This window comes from Methylocystis sp. NC52PC, from assembly GCF_055698645.1.
Map to the genome: position 1 here is coordinate 2,722,488 of NZ_CP170127.1, position 18,314 is coordinate 2,740,801.

General features: G+C 62.0%; 18 protein-coding genes and 1 pseudogene. 14 read left to right on the forward strand and 5 right to left on the reverse strand.

Annotated features, from left to right (window positions below):
* Positions 1–449: 449 nt before the first annotated feature.
* Positions 450–1,244, forward strand: a complete 795-nt coding sequence (locus ACETII_RS15185; RefSeq protein WP_472786050.1) for a hypothetical protein — start codon at positions 450–452, stop codon at positions 1,242–1,244.
* 53 nt (positions 1,245–1,297) lie between these two features.
* Here ACETII_RS15185 and ACETII_RS15190 read toward each other — a convergent pair whose 3' ends face one another.
* Positions 1,298–2,092 carry a lytic murein transglycosylase gene (locus tag ACETII_RS15190; protein ID WP_363347317.1) on the reverse strand — a complete coding sequence of 265 codons (795 nt, stop codon included), beginning with the start codon at positions 2,090–2,092 and terminating at the stop codon, positions 1,298–1,300.
* 170 nt (positions 2,093–2,262) lie between these two features.
* On the opposite strand from ACETII_RS15190, the pseudogene ACETII_RS15195 reads away from it, so the two are divergent.
* From ACETII_RS15195 to ACETII_RS15230, 8 genes and pseudogenes are all read left to right on the forward strand, one after another.
* A pseudogene (locus ACETII_RS15195) lies at positions 2,263–2,511 on the forward strand (magnesium chelatase domain-containing protein); the annotation flags it as partial.
* A 145-nt stretch (positions 2,512–2,656) separates the two neighbouring features.
* Positions 2,657–3,796: a tyrosine-type recombinase/integrase gene (locus ACETII_RS15200; RefSeq protein ID WP_472786051.1), complete on the forward strand. Its 1,140-nt coding sequence runs from the start codon at positions 2,657–2,659 to the stop codon at positions 3,794–3,796.
* Positions 3,797–3,974: 178 nt separating this feature from the next.
* Positions 3,975–4,211 (forward strand): hypothetical protein, encoded by a 237-nt coding sequence (locus ACETII_RS15205; RefSeq protein ID WP_472786052.1) that lies wholly within the window; start codon positions 3,975–3,977, stop codon positions 4,209–4,211.
* A gap of 307 nt (positions 4,212–4,518) precedes the next feature.
* Positions 4,519–4,953 (forward strand): hypothetical protein, encoded by a 435-nt coding sequence (locus ACETII_RS15210; RefSeq protein WP_472786053.1) that lies wholly within the window; start codon positions 4,519–4,521, stop codon positions 4,951–4,953.
* A gap of 73 nt (positions 4,954–5,026) precedes the next feature.
* Positions 5,027–7,255, forward strand: a complete 2,229-nt coding sequence (locus tag ACETII_RS15215) for an AAA family ATPase (RefSeq protein WP_472786054.1) — start codon at positions 5,027–5,029, stop codon at positions 7,253–7,255.
* Positions 7,256–7,508: 253 nt separating this feature from the next.
* Positions 7,509–7,796, forward strand: coding sequence for a hypothetical protein (locus ACETII_RS15220; RefSeq protein ID WP_472786055.1), 288 nt, complete (start codon positions 7,509–7,511; stop codon positions 7,794–7,796).
* A 568-nt stretch (positions 7,797–8,364) separates the two neighbouring features.
* Positions 8,365–9,237 carry a hypothetical protein gene (locus ACETII_RS15225; protein ID WP_472786056.1) on the forward strand — a complete coding sequence of 291 codons (873 nt, stop codon included), beginning with the start codon at positions 8,365–8,367 and terminating at the stop codon, positions 9,235–9,237.
* The gene (locus tag ACETII_RS15230; RefSeq protein ID WP_472786057.1) at positions 9,183–9,728 is read left to right on the forward strand and encodes a hypothetical protein; all 546 of its coding nucleotides are present in this window, start codon (positions 9,183–9,185) and stop codon (positions 9,726–9,728) included. Before ACETII_RS15225 ends, ACETII_RS15230 begins: the two co-directional genes overlap by 55 nt.
* 262 nt (positions 9,729–9,990) lie before the next feature.
* Here the strand turns inward: ACETII_RS15230 and ACETII_RS15235 are convergent, their stop codons facing one another.
* On the reverse strand, positions 9,991–10,953 hold the full coding sequence (locus ACETII_RS15235) for a hypothetical protein (RefSeq protein ID WP_472786058.1): 963 nt from the start codon (positions 10,951–10,953) through the stop codon (positions 9,991–9,993).
* 146 nt (positions 10,954–11,099) lie between these two features.
* On the opposite strand from ACETII_RS15235, the gene ACETII_RS15240 reads away from it, so the two are divergent.
* A complete protein-coding gene (locus ACETII_RS15240) occupies positions 11,100–11,366 on the forward strand; it encodes a hypothetical protein (RefSeq protein ID WP_472786059.1) in 267 nt (88 codons plus the stop codon).
* Positions 11,367–11,420: 54 nt separating this feature from the next.
* Here the strand turns inward: ACETII_RS15240 and ACETII_RS15245 are convergent, their stop codons facing one another.
* Positions 11,421–11,909, reverse strand: coding sequence for a hypothetical protein (locus ACETII_RS15245; protein WP_472786060.1), 489 nt, complete (start codon positions 11,907–11,909; stop codon positions 11,421–11,423).
* A gap of 433 nt (positions 11,910–12,342) precedes the next feature.
* Between ACETII_RS15245 and ACETII_RS15250 the strand changes: the two genes are divergently transcribed.
* The 3 genes from ACETII_RS15250 to ACETII_RS15260 all read left to right on the forward strand — a co-directional run bounded on the left by ACETII_RS15250 (position 12,343) and on the right by ACETII_RS15260 (position 15,652).
* Positions 12,343–12,504, forward strand: a complete 162-nt coding sequence (locus ACETII_RS15250; protein ID WP_472786061.1) for a hypothetical protein — start codon at positions 12,343–12,345, stop codon at positions 12,502–12,504.
* A gap of 89 nt (positions 12,505–12,593) precedes the next feature.
* Positions 12,594–13,916, forward strand: a complete 1,323-nt coding sequence (locus ACETII_RS15255; RefSeq protein ID WP_472786062.1) for a YifB family Mg chelatase-like AAA ATPase — start codon at positions 12,594–12,596, stop codon at positions 13,914–13,916.
* Positions 13,913–15,652, forward strand: a complete 1,740-nt coding sequence (locus ACETII_RS15260) for an ATP-binding protein (protein WP_472786063.1) — start codon at positions 13,913–13,915, stop codon at positions 15,650–15,652. Before ACETII_RS15255 ends, ACETII_RS15260 begins: the two co-directional genes overlap by 4 nt.
* Here ACETII_RS15260 and ACETII_RS15265 read toward each other — a convergent pair.
* Entirely contained in the window at positions 15,607–16,485 is an 879-nt protein-coding gene (locus ACETII_RS15265) for a pirin family protein (protein ID WP_472786064.1), read from the reverse strand. The genes ACETII_RS15260 and ACETII_RS15265 overlap by 46 nt on opposite strands.
* Before the next feature lie 142 nt (positions 16,486–16,627).
* Here ACETII_RS15265 and ACETII_RS15270 point away from each other — a divergent pair, with 142 nt between their 5' ends.
* The gene (locus tag ACETII_RS15270; RefSeq protein WP_363347325.1) at positions 16,628–16,948 is read left to right on the forward strand and encodes a DMT family transporter; all 321 of its coding nucleotides are present in this window, start codon (positions 16,628–16,630) and stop codon (positions 16,946–16,948) included.
* On the opposite strand, the gene ACETII_RS15275 is transcribed toward ACETII_RS15270, so the two are convergent.
* Positions 16,945–18,057, reverse strand: a complete 1,113-nt coding sequence (locus ACETII_RS15275; protein ID WP_472786065.1) for an amidinotransferase — start codon at positions 18,055–18,057, stop codon at positions 16,945–16,947. The genes ACETII_RS15270 and ACETII_RS15275 overlap by 4 nt on opposite strands.
* Between the last annotated feature and the right edge of the window lie 257 nt (positions 18,058–18,314).

Genomic DNA, 18,314 nt, shown 5'->3' on the forward strand with positions numbered 1-18,314 from the left:
CCCTCGCTCGTGGCCTCAACCATTATGGCTTCCAGCAATATGGCTTGGCCCGAATTGGGTGGCAAGGCGGGCGCGGATGAACTCTTGTTAAGGTGGCGCCTTGCTTAACGGCGGGAAAAAGACGTCCCTGCGGCGGGTCGGCGGCCCGCGGCGCGCCGAGGCCACGCTTTCGGCTTGCGGCTTTTCGCAGTTGCGAAGGGCGTTTCGACCTCGCGGCGGGCGCCCGTGCGTCGCTCGATGAGGCCGACCCACAGCCCCTCTGGAGCCGCCGCGGCGACTGCGCGGCATGCTGCAAAGCCGCATAGATGACCGATTGTCGCACCCTTGCTGTACGAGGGGAATACGCTAACATCGACCAAATGGCGTCGCGCGCTCCGCGGACGGGCGGCGCTCAACCAATTTATCCTGAGAGTCGCGTGTCCTTGTCACACGGAGACCAGGAGGACAGCATGAGTGGCGACGGTTCAACTTTGTTGCTTTACATGAGGCCCCTCAAGCGCTTGGCAATCGCCGCGGCGCTCGCCGCCGTCGCCGGTTTTTCGGCGGTCCCGGCCGAGGCGCATGGCCGGCTCGGTGCGGCCGAGGGGCGCTGCCGCCTGTTCATCGGGCCGGACACCATGAACTTCACCGGTTATCTGCCGGAGGCCTCGAAGAACGAGTTCTGCGAGGACATTCCCTCCACGGGACCGATGATCATGGTGCTCGACGCGGAGCAGGACGAACTGCGCGACATGAAAATCGAGTTGCGAATCGTCAAGGACGTCGGCGGCGAGGACAAGGAGAGCGAGAACCTCGAGGCGGTCACCGTGGCCTACCAGCCGCCCAAGAGCTACCCGACCGGGACGGTTAATTTCGAGCACAACTTCAAAGAGGGCGGCTATTTCGTCGGCATCGTGACCGTCACGGGCGACCACGGCGAGCGCTGGGTGTCCCGCTTCCCCTTCTCGGTGGACCGGACCTTTTTCCGCGACCTTCCCGTCTATCTGACCATGGGTCTGGGAGTCATCGCGGCCTTTGTGATCTACCTGATCCATCGCCGCCGAACTCCGCCGCCGCAAATCTCGACGGCCGCCGCGGCGTTCAAGTCGCCTCAGCAGACGTTCGACCTGCCGGACGACCCCGACGCGCCGGCGCCGGAGCCGGACGCGGGCGAGGCGGCCGGCGAACCCAAGGACGAGGCTGCCGCTGGCAAAGGCGACGACGACCACGACGATACGGACAAATACAGGACGGCGGCGGAGTAAGGCGCTCCTTTAAGGAAGGCGAGGCGGTCACACAGCGGGACCGCCTCTTTTTCTTAGTCGTCTCCGCCGTCGATCTGGCGGCCGATAATGGCGATGGCGCGCTGGTAGACCGAGGCGGCGTTCCAGGCCTGAATCGCCTCGAAATTGGGTTCCCCGGGCTGATAGCCTGCGCCGGGACGCCAACCATGGGCATGCAGGAAATTCGCCGTCGCGACCAGCGCCGCCCCGGCGTTGTCGAGATTGCCGCCGCCGCCATAGTTCAGGATGTTCTTCGGCAGGAATTGGGTCTGGCCGATCTCGCCGTGCATGGAGCCGCGCGCGTTCGGGGACAGCGTCCCGTTGTCGATCAGCTTGAGGGCGGCGTAGAGCTGATCGGTGAAATAATCAGAACGGCGGCAGTCATAGGCGAGGGTCGCGACGGCCGAGAGCGCGTGCTGATTGCCGTGCACTGCGCCAAATCCCGTCTCCATGCCCCAGATGGCGATGAGCGGTCCCGGCGGCACGCCGTACCGCTGCTGGATCGACGAAAATAACGCCCCCTGAGAGCGCTTCAGCTGACGGCCGCGCGCGACGATGGCGGAGGCGCCGCGTTTCGACATGAACTGGTCGAGCGACAGTCGGAAGCTCTTCTGACCCCGGTCGGCCGAAATCGTCGCGGCGTTGTAATGCGTGTTCATCAATGCGGCGATGCCCGCCTGGCCGACGCGTCCCTGCGCTTCTTGCGCAAAATTTTGCTTCCAGTTTTCAAAGCCGCCCGGGCCATTGCCGCATTGCGCCGCCTGCGCCGCCCCGCCAGCCGCGCCCGCGGCGAAAGCCAGCGCCGCGGCGCTCAAGAAAAACCTTTTCATCGGGCCTCCTCCGGGGCTCGTTCGACATGCCGCGAGCCTAACCAATTTTGTCCCGGCGGCAACTGCTCGGCGAACAGGCTGGCTTATGTTCGCATATTGTTCTTGCCGAGGGGAGCGCCTCAGGCTAAGGTCAAGCTATCGTCTTTCGACAGTTCCAGGAGCGCGCGGTCATGGCGGTGCGGGTGGCGACGGTCGCCTTCGAAGGGGTGGAGGCGCGACCCGTCGATGTGCAGGTGCAGATTTCGCCTGGGGCCGTCGTCTTCAACGTCGTGGGGCTGGGCGACAAGGCGGTGGCCGAGTCGCGGGAGCGTGTGCGCGCAGCGCTGATCGCCTCCGGCCTCGCATTGCCCGCCAAGCGCATCACCGTCAATCTGGCGCCGGCCGACATGCCCAAGGAGGGCAGGGGAGTTAGGTTTCCTGGCGCTTTCCACAACTTACCATTAATGCATAAGACACTGATTTGACGGGACTCTTGCTTTTACTGGCGTTTACGGTAAGCGACCGAAACCTTCCCAAGCTTCCCTTTTTGTGGTGACTCCGTGGTGACCGGGAGGGCGAGTCACCATGCCAAAACTGACGAAGGCAGTCATCGACGCGGCGACGCCACAAGCTAAGCCGTTTTTCATTTGGTGTTCGGCGCTGGCCGGTTTCGGGATTAGAGTCCATCCAACCGGCAAGCTTAGCTATTATGTGGATTACAGAGCCGGCGGAGCCCGCCGGCGCATGAAGCTCGGCGATCACGGGAAGCTCACCCTCGACGGCGCCCGCAAGTTGGCGTTGGCCCGTCTCGGCGCGGTCGCGGCTGGCCAAGATCCGATGGCGGAGCGCGTCGCTCAGCGGCGCTCCCTGACCGTGCGGGCGCTATGCCGGGCGTATCTGGAGGCCGCGGAGCAGGGGCGCGTCCTGACGCGCCAGGGGCGGCCCAAGAGCGCCAGCACGGTCGAGACCGATGGTTACCGGCTGGGCGCGCATGTCCTGCCCGCGATCGGCGACAAGGCCGCCGCGCGCGTCACGCGGGCCGACATCCAGAGCCTCGCTGATTCGATCCCTGCGGGTGGCCAACGGCGCGTCGTGGGGCTCCTCGGCGGCGTCTACGCGTGGGGCGCGAAGCGCGGTCTTGTCCCTTCGGACATGACGCCGACGCGGGGCGTTGAGCGGCGGCGGGATGGGGCGCGCACGCGCGTCCTGAACGCGGCCGAGCTCGCTCAGCTAGGAAGGGTGCTGCGCGAGAGGGCGCCGGTCTGGCCGGAGCGTTGCGCTTTGGTGCGGTTATTGGCGCTGACCGGCATGCGCCGCGGCGAAGCGATGGCGTTGCGTTGGGATGAAGTGGACCTCGAGGGGCGCTGTCTAAGGCTCACGGCGACCAAGACCGGCCGGTCTTTGCGGCCGTTGGGCGCGGCGGCCGTTGCGCTCCTGTCCAGTCTGCCGCGCAACGGTGAGATGGTTTTTGTCGGCGTGCGGCGGAATCATCTCGACGCCATTGTGAAGGCGACTGGTCTAGAAGGTTTCGTGCTTCACGACCTTCGGCGCGGGTATGCGACGGCGGCGGCGATGATGGGTTTTCCTGACGCGGTTGTCGCGGCGATCGTCGGCCATGCCGCGACGGGAATCCTGCAACGCCATTACTCTCATAGCCCGCATGATTCGTTGCTCGCCGCCGCTGACGCGGTTGCTTCACAGATTGCCGCGGCGCTCGATTCCTGAAATTTTTTTTTCGTGCATATGCCCGCTTTTTAGTCGGCTGTTTTGTTGCGGCCAAGGGCTCTTTGACTAGTCAAAAAACCTATTGAAATCAATGGCTAGTCAAACCGTTGTAGGTTGCAATTTCGAGTGGAATAGCAAAATTACGTCTATCGCTACGGACTTACGAGCGGAGACGGAAATGAAAAAGACCCAATTCCTCAATCGGGAAGCGGCGAGCGCTTACCTGCGCGAAACGTATGGATTCTCAACCACACGCAGCTCTCTCGCCAAAATGGCGACCATCGGCGACGGGCCGGAATATCGCCGCGCCGGCCGGGCCGTCGTTTACGAGGTTTCGGTTTTGGATAAGTGGGCGCGATCCAAGATCAGCGAACCGCTGCGAAGCACGGCAGACAAAGCCGTTTATGCGGCTTAGAGGAAGGATGACTTATGTCCAAAACCAAACATCATTCGGGAATGTTCACGTTCTCAGAAACTGCGCGGCTTCTTAACGAGGTCGGGTTCAAAATAACCACTGGAGATCTGAAAAGGTGCAGAGCTCTTTTAGATTTTCCTCTTCCCCAACATTTCGACGGTCTTGAGCTTCTGCCTTGGGCAGAGACTCTAGAATGGGCGCAATCAACAATACCGAAACGGCAGCGAGTGGCGTAGGCCGCTTGCACTAATCCCGCGCATGCAAACTGTTGGAGCTAGCAACACGATGAAAGTCCAGAGGGCTGAACATGAAAAACGCGATGAAAAACCCCGGCGAGGCGCAATCCCGCCGGGGCAATGAGAATGCGCTCCAGACCGCGACAGTAATCGAAAACGACCGCGCGACGCAAGCGCCGCGCGACATTGAATTGCTAGCGGACCCCGGACCGATTGCGCTGCCATGCACATCTTACGACGCGGATCCATGGCGCGAAAAACGTTTGCGCTTAGTCGCGGCCTTCGCCCTCGGACGAGTGTGGCGAGCGTTGCAAAATCCTCGCACGGGCGCGCACCCCCAATGCACTTTTAATCGCCGTATCGCTCGCCTCCACGATCACAAGGGCACGTTGTTCGTGACTTATCGTGGCGAGCTCCATTTCGGCATCGCGCAAGCGCTTCGCGACGGGTGGGAGCAAATCGGCAATGAGCCGCGAGAGAATGTGATTTTCGAACTGGAGGACTGAAAAAGCGAAGGGCGCGGCCGATGCGAAGCCGCGCCCTTCTTTCTTTGGAGAACCGTCAATGACAGGAAAGAATATGAGCGCGATTGCGACAAAAAGCAACACTGCAATCGACTATCTGCGTTCGCGCCGGCAGTGGCTAGTCTGGAAATACGTTTCGGTTCCCGGCCGTGAGAAACCAACTAAGCCCCCACACAGCCCTGTCACTGGCTCGATTTGTTCTGCGACCGACCCCACCAACTGGGCAACCTATGAACAGGCGCGCGCCGCAAAAAAGCGTTTCGCAGCAGACGGCATTGGATTTGCTCTCTCACCGGACGATGACCTTACCGGCATCGATCTTGACGACTGCATTGGAGACGACGGGAGGCCGGCGCCGTGGGCGGCGGAAATTCTCGCCCTTGGCGAAACGTATTGCGAGGTTTCGCCGGGTGGAAGAGGGTTGAGACTTTGGGCGCGCGGGAAGCCTGCCAAAGATGTTGCGAGCAAAGCGGCTGGCGTCGAGATTTACGGCGGAAAGCGATATCTCACCTATACCGCTTTAAGAATGCAAAGCAGCCCGAACGCAATCAATCCCGCGCCGAAGACGATCGCCGCTCTATTGGCGCGCGTGGAGTCGCTTCGCGCCAATGGCGAGAAGCCCGCGACCATTTCGGAAAATTCGGGCCGCGAAAGGAAAGATGGCTTCTTCGGGAAGGTTAATGACCTCGCGATGGAAAATCTCAAATATTGGGTAAGCGAAGCATTTCCCGCAATTGCTGAAAGCGCGATCGGCTGGCGCGTTTCCTCCAAAGACCTCTGCCGCAATCGCGAAGAAGATTTGTCCATCACGCCGCAGGGAATTGTCGACTTTGGCGAGCATGACATGGGCGACCCGCGCGAAGGGAAGCGCACGCCGATCGATTGCGTAATGATGGCCGCAGAGCTCGGCGGACTAGAGGGCCACGAAGGCGAGACGATGACGCCTTTGCAAGCGGCTTTATGGCTGTGCAAAACGCTCGACGTTGACCCCGCGTCGCTCGGCTGGAAAGAGCGCGAAAAAATCGACCTACGGAAGATTTTCGAGGAAAGCCCGATTGACTGGGACTCGATCGCGAGGACCATAACAAAGCACGGCGAAAAGATCATCCATGTTGCGGAAGCGGGAAAAACAGAAGCGCCGTATTCGATTCAACCGACGCCGTTTTCTTGGCGGGACGCCGCAGACATTCCGCGTCGTGAATGGCTCTACGGGCGCCACTTGGTCCGCCAGTTCGTTTCCTGCACGTTTGCGCCTGGCGGTCTCGGCAAATCGTCGCTTGTATTGGCTGAGGCGCTCGCCCTTGTGACCGGCCGTCCTTTGCTCGGCGTGAAACCTCCGAGGAAATTGCGTGTTTGGGTTTGGAACGGCGAAGATCCGCGCATAGAAATCGAGCGGCGCATTGCCGCAGCCTGCATTTACTACGGCATCACCGCAGAGGACATCGGCGACCGGCTGTTTTTCGACTCTGGGCGCGAGCAACCGCTTGTGCTCGCACAGATGGAGGTCGGCGGCGCGAAGGTCGCGGAACCCGTTTTCGGCTCTGTTGTGGAGGCGATCAAGGCCGGCGGTTTTGACGTCGTGATTGTCGATCCTTTCGTGGCATCCCATCGCGTCGTTGAAAACGATAATGGCGCGATCGATCTTGTTGCAAAGACGTGGGGCAAGATCGCGGACGAGACTAACTGCGCCGTCGAGCTCATCCATCATACGCGCAAGACAAACGGCGCAGAAGCAACCGCAGAAGACGGGCGCGGCGCCGGTTCCCTTTTGGCCGCAGCGCGATCGGCGCGCGTCCTTAATGGCATGACTGAAAGGGAGGCGGAGCGCGCGGGTATTGCGGACAAGCGCCGGACCTACTTTCGCGTCGACGACGGCAAGCCGTCGATGGCCCCGCCAGCTGATGAGTCAGAGTGGTATCAAATCGTCTCTGTAGCGCTCTGCAACGGCGACGGCGATCCTTTCGGAAGCGACGGCGACAGTGTTGGCGTCGCGACAAGATGGCATTGGCCGGACGCTTTCGAAGGCGTCGCCGATGACATCCTGCCAGAGATTAAGCGCGCGCTTTCCGAGGGCGACCACGCCGAGAACGTCCAAGCCGCCAACTGGGCCGGGCATGCCGTCGCAACGGTTCTGGGTCTCGACGTCGAGGACCCGCGCGACCGGGAGCGAATAAAAGCAATGCTTAAGTCTTGGATTGATGGAAAGGCGCTTCGAGTCATTCGTCGACGCAATCAGAAAAAGGCCCGTGAGCAAAAAATGATCGTGCCAGCGGGTTTCGAATGATGGTCGATTTTGTAGCCATTCAACCTTTCCCCACTTCCCCACCTCGAGGTGGGGAAAGGTGGGGAGGTGGGGAGCCACACCCTTCCCCACCACCACCACCCCCTTTAGGGGGTGGGGTGGGGTGGGGTGGCTAATGGCCCCCGGTTGCGGTTTTCCAAGGTGGGGAAGCACACGGCGAATAACCACTGGCAAGAAAAAACACGGAACTAGATCGGCGACATTTTCAACCGGAGTGAAAAGGAGGCCACACAGCATGCCGAAAATTGAATCCACAACGCCCACGGCGATCGATCTAGACGACTTCCGGCTCGCGCTATTCCTGAAGCTGAATGTGACCGTGCGACAGGTCCGGCACTTGCCGCCGGAACGGCAAGCAAAAATTGTCGACAAGCTACGCCGCACGACCGCGGCGGCATTAGTCGCGCAAGGCCTCGATGACCTGAGCGCATTCTTTCAAGCCGACGAACTCGCGCGCGAACTCGAAGCGCGCCTTGCACGAGATCGCGACCGGAACGCACCACCAGGGGGGCGGTCGGAATAGTTTCGCTGACGCTTGGGGCTTTCACCGCTGGGGTAGTCAAATTTTTGTCCGGGCAAAATGGAGGAAAAAGGCATCTTTTCAATTAGTTACGAATTTAACCTTGCCTAACCGGCGATTCAACTCTAATTATCTGTAGATAAACGAAAACCACTGGAGTCTTACTGTGAAATGCGCGCAAGTTTCGAGGGGTAAAGCGGGGGTTTCGGCGCCGGCGCCGTCGCGCGGCGGCCGACCGACCCGCGAGCAGCAGCTTCGCCGTGCAATAGCTGCCGCGCCTCAGCTTTCCAAGTATGATGTGCGCCAGCTTTTGTGCGGCGTCGTCGCGGCCGAGAACACGCCCGCCGACTTACGCGTCCAGGCGTTGATCGCCCTGAGTAACGACCACGAATGAACTTCTGGAGGAACGATGACAATCCATCTTCGTAACAACGCCGCTCGCCAGCCGTCCGGCGCCAGCGTGCGCAGCGCATTTTGGGCAACATATCTCGGCGCGTGCAATCGGCGTTCCGACGTCGACAAAATCCTCGGCGCCGATCCGATCGCAAAAGCGTTGCTGCAGGCGCCCGTGATGCGCGCCGACGCCTCACCCGGCGGATCGACCGTCGCCGGTTGGGGTGACGAGCTTGTCGGCAGTCTCGTCTATGGCTTCATGAGCGAGATTGCGCCGCTATCTGCGGCGAGCAAGCTATTTGCGGCGGGCCAGCGTTTCAGTCTTGCCGGGAGGGAAAGCATTTCCTTTCCGATCAATGCCAACGTCGGAACGCCGACTTGGGTTTCGGAAGATGACGCAATTCCGGTAATCAACGGCGTATTTGACGCCGCCGAAATCGGACCGAGTCGCAAGCTGTCTTTCATTGTTCCCATGACGCGCGAACTCTGGCGCCGGGGCAACGGTCGCATCGTTTTTGACGCCATTGTGCGCGAGACGGTCGCCGGCATGCTTGACGCGGCAGTTTTCGGCGACCAGGCGGCGAGCACGTCGACGCATCGCGGCTTGCGGGAAGGCGTCACTCCTACGCCGGGCACGGGCACTATCGAGGGCGATTTTGCCACGCTCTTGCAGGCCGTTGTCGACGCTGGGGGCGGCGGCAACAGCGCAATCGTTCTCTCGCCTCGTGAGCACGCTCTCGCGATTCTGCGGTTCCCGCAATCGCCTGTCCCGATTTGGGCGAGTCGCGGCCTGCCATCTGGCACGGCGCTGGCGATCGACCTTGATAGCTTCGCCAGTGGCATGGGCGAGATCGAAATCATGCAGTCGCAAGAGGCCGTCATTCACATGTCGGACGTTCCTCTGCCGATTGTGAGCGGCGCGCCTGTGACTGCCGATCCTGTGCGCTCCGCATTCCAAACCGCCAGCATTTTTATTCGCGTCATTTTGGACTGCGCATGGGTTTCGCGCGGCGATCGCATCGCGGTTATGGAGGGCATTTCGTGGCTGTGAGCGACGATCAAGACGACCTCGGCGAAACCGATCCAGTGCGCGAGCGCGTGATGGCGCGCGCCGCCGCGGCCCTTGCGCTCGCGGACGAAGCGCTTGCACGGCCGCGGCCCTATGCCGGCGCCGGCGACGCGTGGGCCGCCGGTATGGCGCTCTCGAAAGGGCAAGGTGACAATGTAACCTTGCCCCCTGCGGCGTCGCCATCTCCCGCGCCGCGTGTTCTGACCCGCCGCGACGACTCAGCCCTCGCAAAAGCGATCGGTCGAGTCATCGCGCAGGAACAGCGTGACCGGGATGCGGCAATCAAGAAAGCAATCCTCACCGTTGTCGACCAAACCGGGAAAGTAATCGGGCAAACGCAGGCCGAGATTGAGAAGCAAGCGAACGAAAAATTTGCTGCGATGGAGGCGCGCCTATTGCTGCTCGAAACGCGCCTCGCGTCGGCGGAATCGCGCCTCGCGCAAGCTGAAAATACGAAGGGCAAACGCAAATGAGTGACCGAAACCCGATTGATCGGACGGCCGAGCTGCGGGCGCTTATTAAGACGCTCGATTGGATGGTAGAAAACCAACGGAAGATTGTCGCAGGGCTCGAAGAGCAGGCGCGGAGGGCGCGCGAGCTCCTAGCTGAGGTGGAGAGCGCCGACCGTAGGGGCTCAGGAGCAACGGCTCACTAAAAAGAAGACGCCCCCGGCGCCGCATGACGGCGCTAACTCTCGTGACGGAACAGCAAACACACGCTCGTTTCTGCTTCGCTCTATAGAACGCGGGATCGCATGATGCTTCTCATTTGCAAAACGGACTGATCAAAAGTCGAGCAAACGAAGCGAGCATCACGCACCCGGGCACTAGCTTTCCATTCTTCGAACTCATTCCGATCCGACTCTAGGCCAAAATAATGGATTTGCGCAGAGCTTGACGCAAGTGGTTCCCAGATGTGCTGATCGACCTTATGGACTCGAGTCCCCACGATGAAAACGTGACTGGCTTGCGCGAGTGCCTCTTTCCACCGCTGTTGCTGCTGCGCCACGTAATAAGGGCTTACTCTTACCTCCTTTCCGGGCGCATACACGGACATAGAGGGGGCAAGGCTATCCTCTTCTTTGCACCGCCGCAGCGTTTCGGCGCGGTGTATAGGATATATCGGCGCAAGTAAATCGCCGGGACAATTAGCAACGAGGATACCAGAAAGCTGGCTCTCGCCAATGTCCGGCCAGAAATTGCTAGATCCATGTGGTTTTACAAGGCACACTTCCGTGGCGCCTTTTCTGTTCCAGTCGTACCGAATCCCAAGACCCATATTCAGAGCACATTGTTCGAATAATAGGTCGTAATTCAAGCTAGAATAGACCACCTCTTTAATTCCTAGAGCTCTAATGAGAAACAAATAAATGCTAAATGGACTGGGCAAAAATCGTGCTAAGTAATATGCCAGCTGTAGCTGGAATTTTATCATAGTAGGTTCGCGTCGGCCATGTTCGCCTCCGCTTCTAATGTATCTCCCAACCTCTTTGTCAGAATATTTTTGGTATTCAATCATTCCTAACTCAAAATCAGCCTTGAATATCTCCTTTATGCATTCGGGCAAAGAGGCGGCTATTCCGCCCGCTTTTTCGAGCTCTTCGAAGAGGTTTTTTCCTAACGGAGGGGTGCGCACCTTGGAATACGGTTCGCTCCCAAAACTTGCACCCGCACCCATAAGAACCAATGTCTTCGCCATTGTCGCTCTCCACAATTCACAATTTCGCAACTTGCGCCTACTTTCGCTTGGCAAACTAAGGGATCGCGCGCGGCGTGGCTCTCGCAAAGGCGGCGCAATTTCCCGGTTGGGGCCATGCTGGCGATGCTCGTTCAAGGGGAGAACCGATGATGGCGAAACTGTCGGACAATGGATTGACGGCCCTAAAAAAGCGTATCGAGCTTGCGCTTTCGTCACCGGACACAAGCGGCGAAGTGATGGGCTTTCTGGATGGCATCCGAAAACGCGCAGATAAGTACGGCACTGACATCTTTCTAAGTGAGAAAGAGCAGGCGTTCTTAGATCGTATATTTCTCAGCTGCGGCATTCCACACCCGGACGCTCCGGAATGGGCTACCCGAAAGACCGAGATCCTTTCCCGCCGTTGGGGTTAAGCCTGACTGCGCCAGGGCGGACGCTGGCGCTGTCTGCTTGTCAACGGCCCTTCCTCATGCGGATGGGGACTCATTGAATAGATTTTCGATGTCTTCAGGCGTTAGGATCGGCCGGGTTTCCGGGCGCAAATCATCAATAAGCGTCCATTTGTCTTCACCCGGGGCTTTCACATACCAATACTTCCAACCGTCGAGCTTGGTCGTGCCGCCGTTTTTTGTAATCGCAACGCCGCTTGCAGCCCCCGAAGGGGAGTCGAATTTCTTAGATCCGATCACCCATTCCCCGTTAACGATTACCCCTTCGTAAGTGCGACGGTTGTATTTCATCCGCAGTTCGGTGCCACTTGAGAGCGTTACGCCTTTGTCGCTCCAACTACGCTTTGCAGGAGGGGGCGGGGCACTCAGCTTGCTCGGGGTCGCAGGCGGCGGGAGCTTCAAAAGCCGGCGCAGCGCGTCGTTTGGGCTCTCAGTGAAACCGCGGCGCTCGTTTTCAATCGCTTTGTGTACGTCGAAATCGACTGCAATGTTTCGAAAGCAGGTCACCTTGCCCTCCTTCAAAAGTGGTAGTAGGAGTAATAGGAGGGGATTCTGGTGTATGTCAAGAAGGGCTCCGATTGGTCAGAGAGCGTCGACGCCATTCGGAGCGCTTTCGGGACAACTTCGAAGGTGACGCGCCGCGAGGACGGACGCGCCGCGCCGCAAAAGAGCTCAACCGGATCGCGCATGCTGCCCAAAGGCCAGCGGCAATCACGCGTCCCTAACTCCAGAAACGCGTTCGGGCGGGCCTCGGGCGTTCTGCGGCAAAGACGGCGGTTTCGAAGGATTAGGCGACGTCGGGCATGGGGCCTCCAGCGTTGCGGCTTGTGCCTCGCATCGATTGTCGGTCTTGTGGACCTCCAAAAGCTACGGTCAAGGCTATTGTGCTGCGCCCGGGACCGTGGCAGGCTCTTCCTGTTTCAATCGAAGAGAGAAGGCCATGCGTATCGAATTTTCTTCCGGACCTGCCGAGACCGCCGACGTCGCCCTTGCCCGCTTGGCGGGCTTCCTGAAGGCGTTTGGCGCTACCCCGGCGGGCTTGCCCGTCCTGCACTCCCTGCCCGGCGGCTGGAGCGAAGCGCGGGTTACTGCGGCGGTTTAGGACGCGCGGCGGGTTTGGTGACTATTTGGTGACCGCCCCGCCGTTTCCCGTCGAAGTGATTGAAAATAAAGGTTAGTTTTGCGCATTACATGCCCAAGGAGGGCAGTCATTACGATCTGCCCATCGCATTGGGCGTCATGGCGGCGATCGGCGCGATTCCCTCTGATGCGCTCGAGGGCTTCGTGGTCCTGGGCGAGCTCGCGCTCGACGGGACGCTCACGCCCGTGGCTGGCGTCCTGCCGGCGGCGGTGGCGGCGAACGCACGGGGGCAGGGGCTGATCTGTCCGAAGGAATGCGGCCCGGAGGCGGCTTGGGCGTCGCGCGACATGGACGTTCTCGCCCCGCGCTCGCTCATTCAACTCGTCAATCACGTCAAGGGCGTCCAGGCCCTGGCGCGCCCGGAGCCCGCCATTCGCGCCCGCGCCGTCGACATGCCGGACCTTGCCGACATCAAGGGACAGGAGAGCGCCAAGCGCGCGCTGGAGATTGCCGCCGCGGGCGGACACAATCTTTTGATGAGTGGTCCGCCGGGCGCGGGAAAGTCCATGCTGGCGGCCCGGCTGCCCTCGATCCTGCCGCCGCTTACCCCCCGCGAGCTGCTGGAAGTCTCGATGATCCATTCGGTGGCGGGGCAGATCGCCGGTGGCGAATTGACCGATCGGCGGCCCTTTCGCTCCCCGCATCATTCGGCCTCGATGGCGGCGCTTGTCGGCGGCGGGACGCACGCCCGGCCAGGCGAAATCTCGCTTGCCCACCACGGCGTTCTGTTCCTCGACGAATTGCCGGAGTTCCAGCCGCAGGTTCTCGACAGTCTGCGACAGCCGCTCGAGACGGGAGAAGTCGCCGTCTCGCGGGTCAATCATCGCGCCGTCTATCCGGCTCGTTTCCAGCTCGTCGCGGCGATGAACCCCTGCCGCTGCGGGCATGGGCGGGACCCGGGCTACGCCTGCCGGCGCCAGCCCAACGAGCGCTGCGTCGCCCAGTATCAGGCGCGCCTGTCGGGTCCGCTGCTCGACCGCTTCGACCTGCAGATCGAAGTGCCGGCCGTCAGCGCCGCCGATCTCGTCCTGCCGCCGCCCGCCGAGGGATCGAGAGAGGCGGGCGCGCGCGTCGCCCATGCCCGCGCCGTACAGCGAGATCGATTTGACGCGTTGGGCCTCCCGGGCGTTACGACCAACGCCGCCGCGCCGGCCGCGGTCATCGAACGCGTCGCCGAGTTGGACGCCCCGGGGGCGGCGCTCATCCGCGAAGCCTCCGACCGCTTCGCGCTCACCGCGCGGGGCTTCCATCGGGTCTTGAAACTCGCCCGCACGATCGCCGATCTCGACGGCGCAGACCAAGTCTCGCGCCCCCATCTTGCCGAGGCGCTCGCCTATCGTTCGGGACTCTCGTCGGGACGGATCGCGGCGTGACCGCTTTGGCCCTCCTTCTCCTCTTCACTGCCGGCGTCCTGTTGACGGCCGCCGCGTTCGTGGCTTTCCGCGCCCATCGGCGCAGCGTCGCGCTCGACATCGAAGTCGCGGAGTTGCGCGCGGCGGCGGCGGCGCGCAGGAAGGCGGAGGCCGCGACTGTCGCCAAGTCGCGCTTTCTTGCAGTCGTAAGTCATGAAATCCGGACGCCGCTCAACGGCGTCATGGGGTTGGCCCAGCTCCTCGGCATGACCCGGCTCGACGCCGAGCAGGCGAGTTACGTCGAAGCGATCGGCGACTCGAGCAGGGCGCTCGCTCAACTGATCGAAGACATTCTCGATTATTCGAAATTGGAGGCCGGCAGGCTCGACTTGCGTCGCGACAGCTTCGCGCCCGCCGGGCTCGTCGAAAGCGTCGTCGAATTACTGGCCCCACGCGCCCAGGCGAAGGGGCTGGAAATCGCGAGCGTCGTCGCGCCCGATGCCCCACGCGAGATCACGGGCGATCCGGCGCGTCTGCGTCAGGTTCTGATCAATCTTGTCGGCAACGCCGTGAATTACACGGAGCGAGGCGGCGTCGGCGTGCGGCTGTGGCGCGACGGCGAGACGCTGCGGATCGACGTGCGCGACACGGGCCCGGGCGTGCCCGCGGCGGCGCGGGAGGCGATCTTCGAGGATTTCACGCAGGTGGATCCCTCCGCGACGCGCCGGCAGGGCGGAACCGGGCTCGGCCTGGCGATCTCACGGCGGCTCGTCGCGCTGATGGGCGGTTCTCTGCTCCTTGCAGAATCGTCGAGCGAGGGGTCGACCTTCTCGGTCGCCCTGCCGTCGCCGCGCCTCGGTCTCGCAACCGGGGCCTCGCGCCCCTTGCAGGGACAAAGCGCGCTGATCGTGGGCGGAAGCCGGTTCGAGGCGCCCTATATCGCCGAGACGCTCGAGGCGTCGGGCGCCTCAGCGACCGTCGCCACGGCGCCCGACGCAGGCCTGCGCCTGTTGAAAAAGGAACCTTTCGACGCCGTGATCATCGATTGTGCGCTCGGGGCGGACTCGGTCGCCAGTCTCGCCAGGGCGGCGCGCGCCGCAGGCGCGGGCCGGCTTTTCCTGCTCTTCTCGCCATTGGAGCGGCGCGCTTTCGGCGAAGCGGCGCTGCGTGATTTCGACGGCTGGCTGGTCAAGCCGGTGCGTCGCGCTTCCCTGGCGGCGCGACTGGCGCGCGTCACGGTTCGCCAACAGGCCCCCATCCAAACGGTCGAGCCTATCGCCATGCTCGACGGTCTTAGCGTGCTGGTCGCGGAGGACAACGACGTCAACGCGCTGATCCTGACGCGCAGCCTGGAAAAGCTCGGCGCCCGGGCGGCGCGCGCGCGAGACGGGGCGGAAGCGCTGGCCATGGCCTTGCGCGCCATCGATGGCGACGCGGAAACCTACGACCTCATTGTTATGGATCTGTTCATGCCGGAGCTGGACGGCCGCGAGGCAGCGCGCCGCATACGGGACGCCGAGTTCCGCGCGCGGGCCTCCCGCACCCCGATCATCATGCTGACCGCGAGCGCTCAGGAAGACGATTCGCGCGCGGCGCGGCGCGCCGGCGTCGACGCCTATCTGACGAAGCCTGTCGAACTCGCGGCGCTTGCCGCGACCGTCGAGGAGCTCAGGCTCACGCCCTGCGTCAACGCCAGCATTCAACCCGTCGCTTACGCACCCGCGGGGGCGATGGCGCCGAAGCGGCCGGACCGGTAATCTTCGACCGCCTGCCGGATTTCTTCCTTGGTGTTCATCACGAAGGGGCCCTGCTGCTCGACAGGCTCGTCGATCGGCGCGCCGCTGAGCAGGAGCGCCTTGGCGTCGGCCTGCGCCGACAAGATCGCCTCGCCGCCATAGCGGTCGAACACGACCGTTTCGCCCGAACGGGCGTGGCCCTCGCCGTTGATCACGACGGGGCCGTCGAGCACCGCGAGGACCAGGTTGTGCCCTTCTGGCATAACGAAGGCGGCTGTCTTTCCGGCGTCGAGGCGGACATCCCAGATGTTCATCGGCGTCGACGTCTGCGCCGGACCCCTGACGCCCTCGAACTCTCCGGCGATCACCCGGACGAGCCCGCTGTCGTTGCGCAGATCGACGCGCGGAATGTCCAAGTCTTTGAGGGTCTGATAGCGCGGGGCCGCCATTTTCAGCCGCGCCGGCAGATTGACCCAGAGCTGCAGGATTTCGAGCCGCCCGCCCCGCCGTGAGAAGGCCTCCGAATGATATTCCTCGTGCAGCACGCCCGATCCGGCCGTCATCCACTGGACGTCGCCCGGGCCGACCAATCCGCCAGCGCCGGTTGAATCGCGGTGCGCCACCTCGCCGTCGAGGACGATGGTCACGGTCTCGAAACCTCGATGCGGATGCTGGCCGACGCCCCGCCGGTGGTCTGTGGGTGGAAAATCCATGGGCCCTGCGTAATCCAGGAGGATGAAGGGACTCACCCGCGCGCCATGCTCGGCGTGGGAGAACAGCCGATGGACGGGGAAGCCGTCGCCGACCCAGTGCATCGTCTCTGGCGGCGGATAGACGCCGATGATTTTCCTCATGCGCGACTCCTCAAAGCTTATTTTGGTCCGCGCACGCGAAATTCAAACGCCGCGCCTGCGCCGGCGGCCCAGAGAGCCTTGACGCGGAGCGCGGGAACACGAACAAGGCCTCAAGGGAGCGTTTCGTCGGGGATTTTCTACAATGGCCTGGATCATTCTTCTGATCGGCAGCCTGTGCGAAGTCGGCTGGCTCGTCGGCATGAAATACGCCGAAGGCTTTACGCGGCTGTGGCCGACCGTGATCATGCTGTTCTTCATGATCGCCAGCGTCGGCTGTCTCGGGATCGCGGTGAAATATATTCCCGCCGGAACGGCCTACGCCGTCTGGACGGGCGGCAGCGTCGCCGCCGTGACCGTCGTCGGCGTCTATCTTTTCAACGAGCCGGCCACCCCGATGCGTCTGGCGTCGATCGCCCTGATCGTCACCGGGATGATCGGCCTCAGATTGAGCGGCGTAAATTAGAAATAGCGCTCAAGCGTCCCCCGGCGGCGCACGTCCAGAGTCGCGCAATGGAACGCGCCGCCGAAGGCGGCGTAATGCAGGAAGGGGACCGGGATCGGCTCGAAGCCCCATTTCTCCACCTGCCGCATCATCCTGGTGTGATGCGGGTCGACGATCATGCGTTTCTCGTCGACCATCAGAATGTTCATGCTCAGCCATTTGCCGCACATGGAGGTGATTTTGAGGATGCGGTCCTCGATCGGGTCTGGCTCCGGCGCGACGAGAATGTCCCACTTTTTCAAGATGTTGGGCAGTTCGTCCGGATAGATGTATTCCGGATTGATCAGGATTTTGCCCGGGCCCAGCGGCAGGATGGTCGTGTCGATATGCATGGGGTTGGGGCAGCGGCTCTTGATCTCGTGAATGCGATAGCCGTCGCCGAGATGACGCCGCAGCCAGTCGACGCCCATGGCGTTGGTCACATTCGAGCGGGTGACGAAAATATCCCGACCGCAGCGGAAGAAGTCGGCCGCGTCGAAGACCGGCTCGAACTCGGTCAGAATGTAGCGAATCGGCTCGCCCTTTTCGGGCAGCTTGAAATTCGGGTCGAAAAGCTCGTCGGTCAGTTGCGGCTTGGGGGCGGAAGTCCAGCGCGCGCCACGGCGAAAATACTCCTTCAGAATCGGCCGATAAGAGTGGGTCTCGAAATAGCGGCAGGGCCAGGCCATCGGCGTTTCGAGAATTTCGTCGCCGATCACCAGCATCGAATCGCGCGGGCAGGAATTGCAAAAGCCGCGCGACGACCAGTAAGGGGTCGAAAATTTCGCCTTGTGATTGAAGGGCTCCGGCCGGGTGACCTTCACCCCCAGTGATTCGAGAACCTTGATGAAATTGTCGAGCTCTTCCTGGGCCGGCTCGATCATAAACTTGGGAAAACGAAAGCCCGCGGCCAGCGCCTGCGCGCGCGCCGCCATGCCGGGAATATTGCAGGTCACGACGGGATGGTCGGAGGGGATGGTCGAGCCTTCGAGCCGGCCCACGATGATTTCCTCGAGTGGGTCCCACTCATTGTGAGAGTTGACGGGACATTCGGCCGTGACGGAAGCAGGCAATGGCGCGTAGACATTCATCGTAAAAAGCCCTCGGTCATGCTCCTCTTGCCCGGCTTCAGCCGGCCGGGGTCGACTTGAATATGTCTCCGAAACGGCGTCTGTCCACCGCCTCTTGCAATTGCCGCGGCTTTCCCTCTATATGCGGCGCTTCTGAACCGCCCGGCCAGTGATGGGCTGCCGTGGCGGTTCTTTTCGCTCGCGCGAAAAGCGCCCGCAAGGTCCATCAGAGGCCAGGGCGCGTCAAAAACAACGGGGCCAGCGGCCCAGGAGAGCAA

Excerpts from the sequence above, each read along its gene's own strand:
- ACETII_RS15190 (WP_363347317.1), bottom strand. The coding sequence starts at position 2,092 with ATGAAAAGGTTTTTCTTGAGCGCCGCGGCGCTGGCTTTCGCCGCGGGC.
- ACETII_RS15255 (WP_472786062.1), top strand. The coding sequence starts at position 12,594 with ATGCCCAAGGAGGGCAGTCATTACGATCTGCCCATCGCATTGGGCGTC.
- ACETII_RS15220 (WP_472786055.1), top strand. The coding sequence starts at position 7,509 with ATGCCGAAAATTGAATCCACAACGCCCACGGCGATCGATCTAGACGAC.
- ACETII_RS15200 (WP_472786051.1), top strand. The coding sequence starts at position 2,657 with ATGCCAAAACTGACGAAGGCAGTCATCGACGCGGCGACGCCACAAGCT.
- ACETII_RS15215 (WP_472786054.1), top strand. The coding sequence starts at position 5,027 with ATGAGCGCGATTGCGACAAAAAGCAACACTGCAATCGACTATCTGCGT.
- ACETII_RS15235 (WP_472786058.1), bottom strand. The coding sequence starts at position 10,953 with ATGGCGAAGACATTGGTTCTTATGGGTGCGGGTGCAAGTTTTGGGAGC.
- ACETII_RS15240 (WP_472786059.1), top strand. The coding sequence starts at position 11,100 with ATGATGGCGAAACTGTCGGACAATGGATTGACGGCCCTAAAAAAGCGT.
- ACETII_RS15250 (WP_472786061.1), top strand. The coding sequence starts at position 12,343 with ATGCGTATCGAATTTTCTTCCGGACCTGCCGAGACCGCCGACGTCGCC.
- ACETII_RS15230 (WP_472786057.1), top strand. The coding sequence starts at position 9,183 with ATGGGTTTCGCGCGGCGATCGCATCGCGGTTATGGAGGGCATTTCGTG.
- ACETII_RS15270 (WP_363347325.1), top strand. The coding sequence starts at position 16,628 with ATGGCCTGGATCATTCTTCTGATCGGCAGCCTGTGCGAAGTCGGCTGG.
- ACETII_RS15225 (WP_472786056.1), top strand. The coding sequence starts at position 8,365 with ATGCGCGCCGACGCCTCACCCGGCGGATCGACCGTCGCCGGTTGGGGT.
- ACETII_RS15205 (WP_472786052.1), top strand. The coding sequence starts at position 3,975 with ATGAAAAAGACCCAATTCCTCAATCGGGAAGCGGCGAGCGCTTACCTG.
- ACETII_RS15185 (WP_472786050.1), top strand. The coding sequence starts at position 450 with ATGAGTGGCGACGGTTCAACTTTGTTGCTTTACATGAGGCCCCTCAAG.
- ACETII_RS15265 (WP_472786064.1), bottom strand. The coding sequence starts at position 16,485 with ATGAGGAAAATCATCGGCGTCTATCCGCCGCCAGAGACGATGCACTGG.
- ACETII_RS15210 (WP_472786053.1), top strand. The coding sequence starts at position 4,519 with ATGAAAAACGCGATGAAAAACCCCGGCGAGGCGCAATCCCGCCGGGGC.
- ACETII_RS15275 (WP_472786065.1), bottom strand. The coding sequence starts at position 18,057 with ATGAATGTCTACGCGCCATTGCCTGCTTCCGTCACGGCCGAATGTCCC.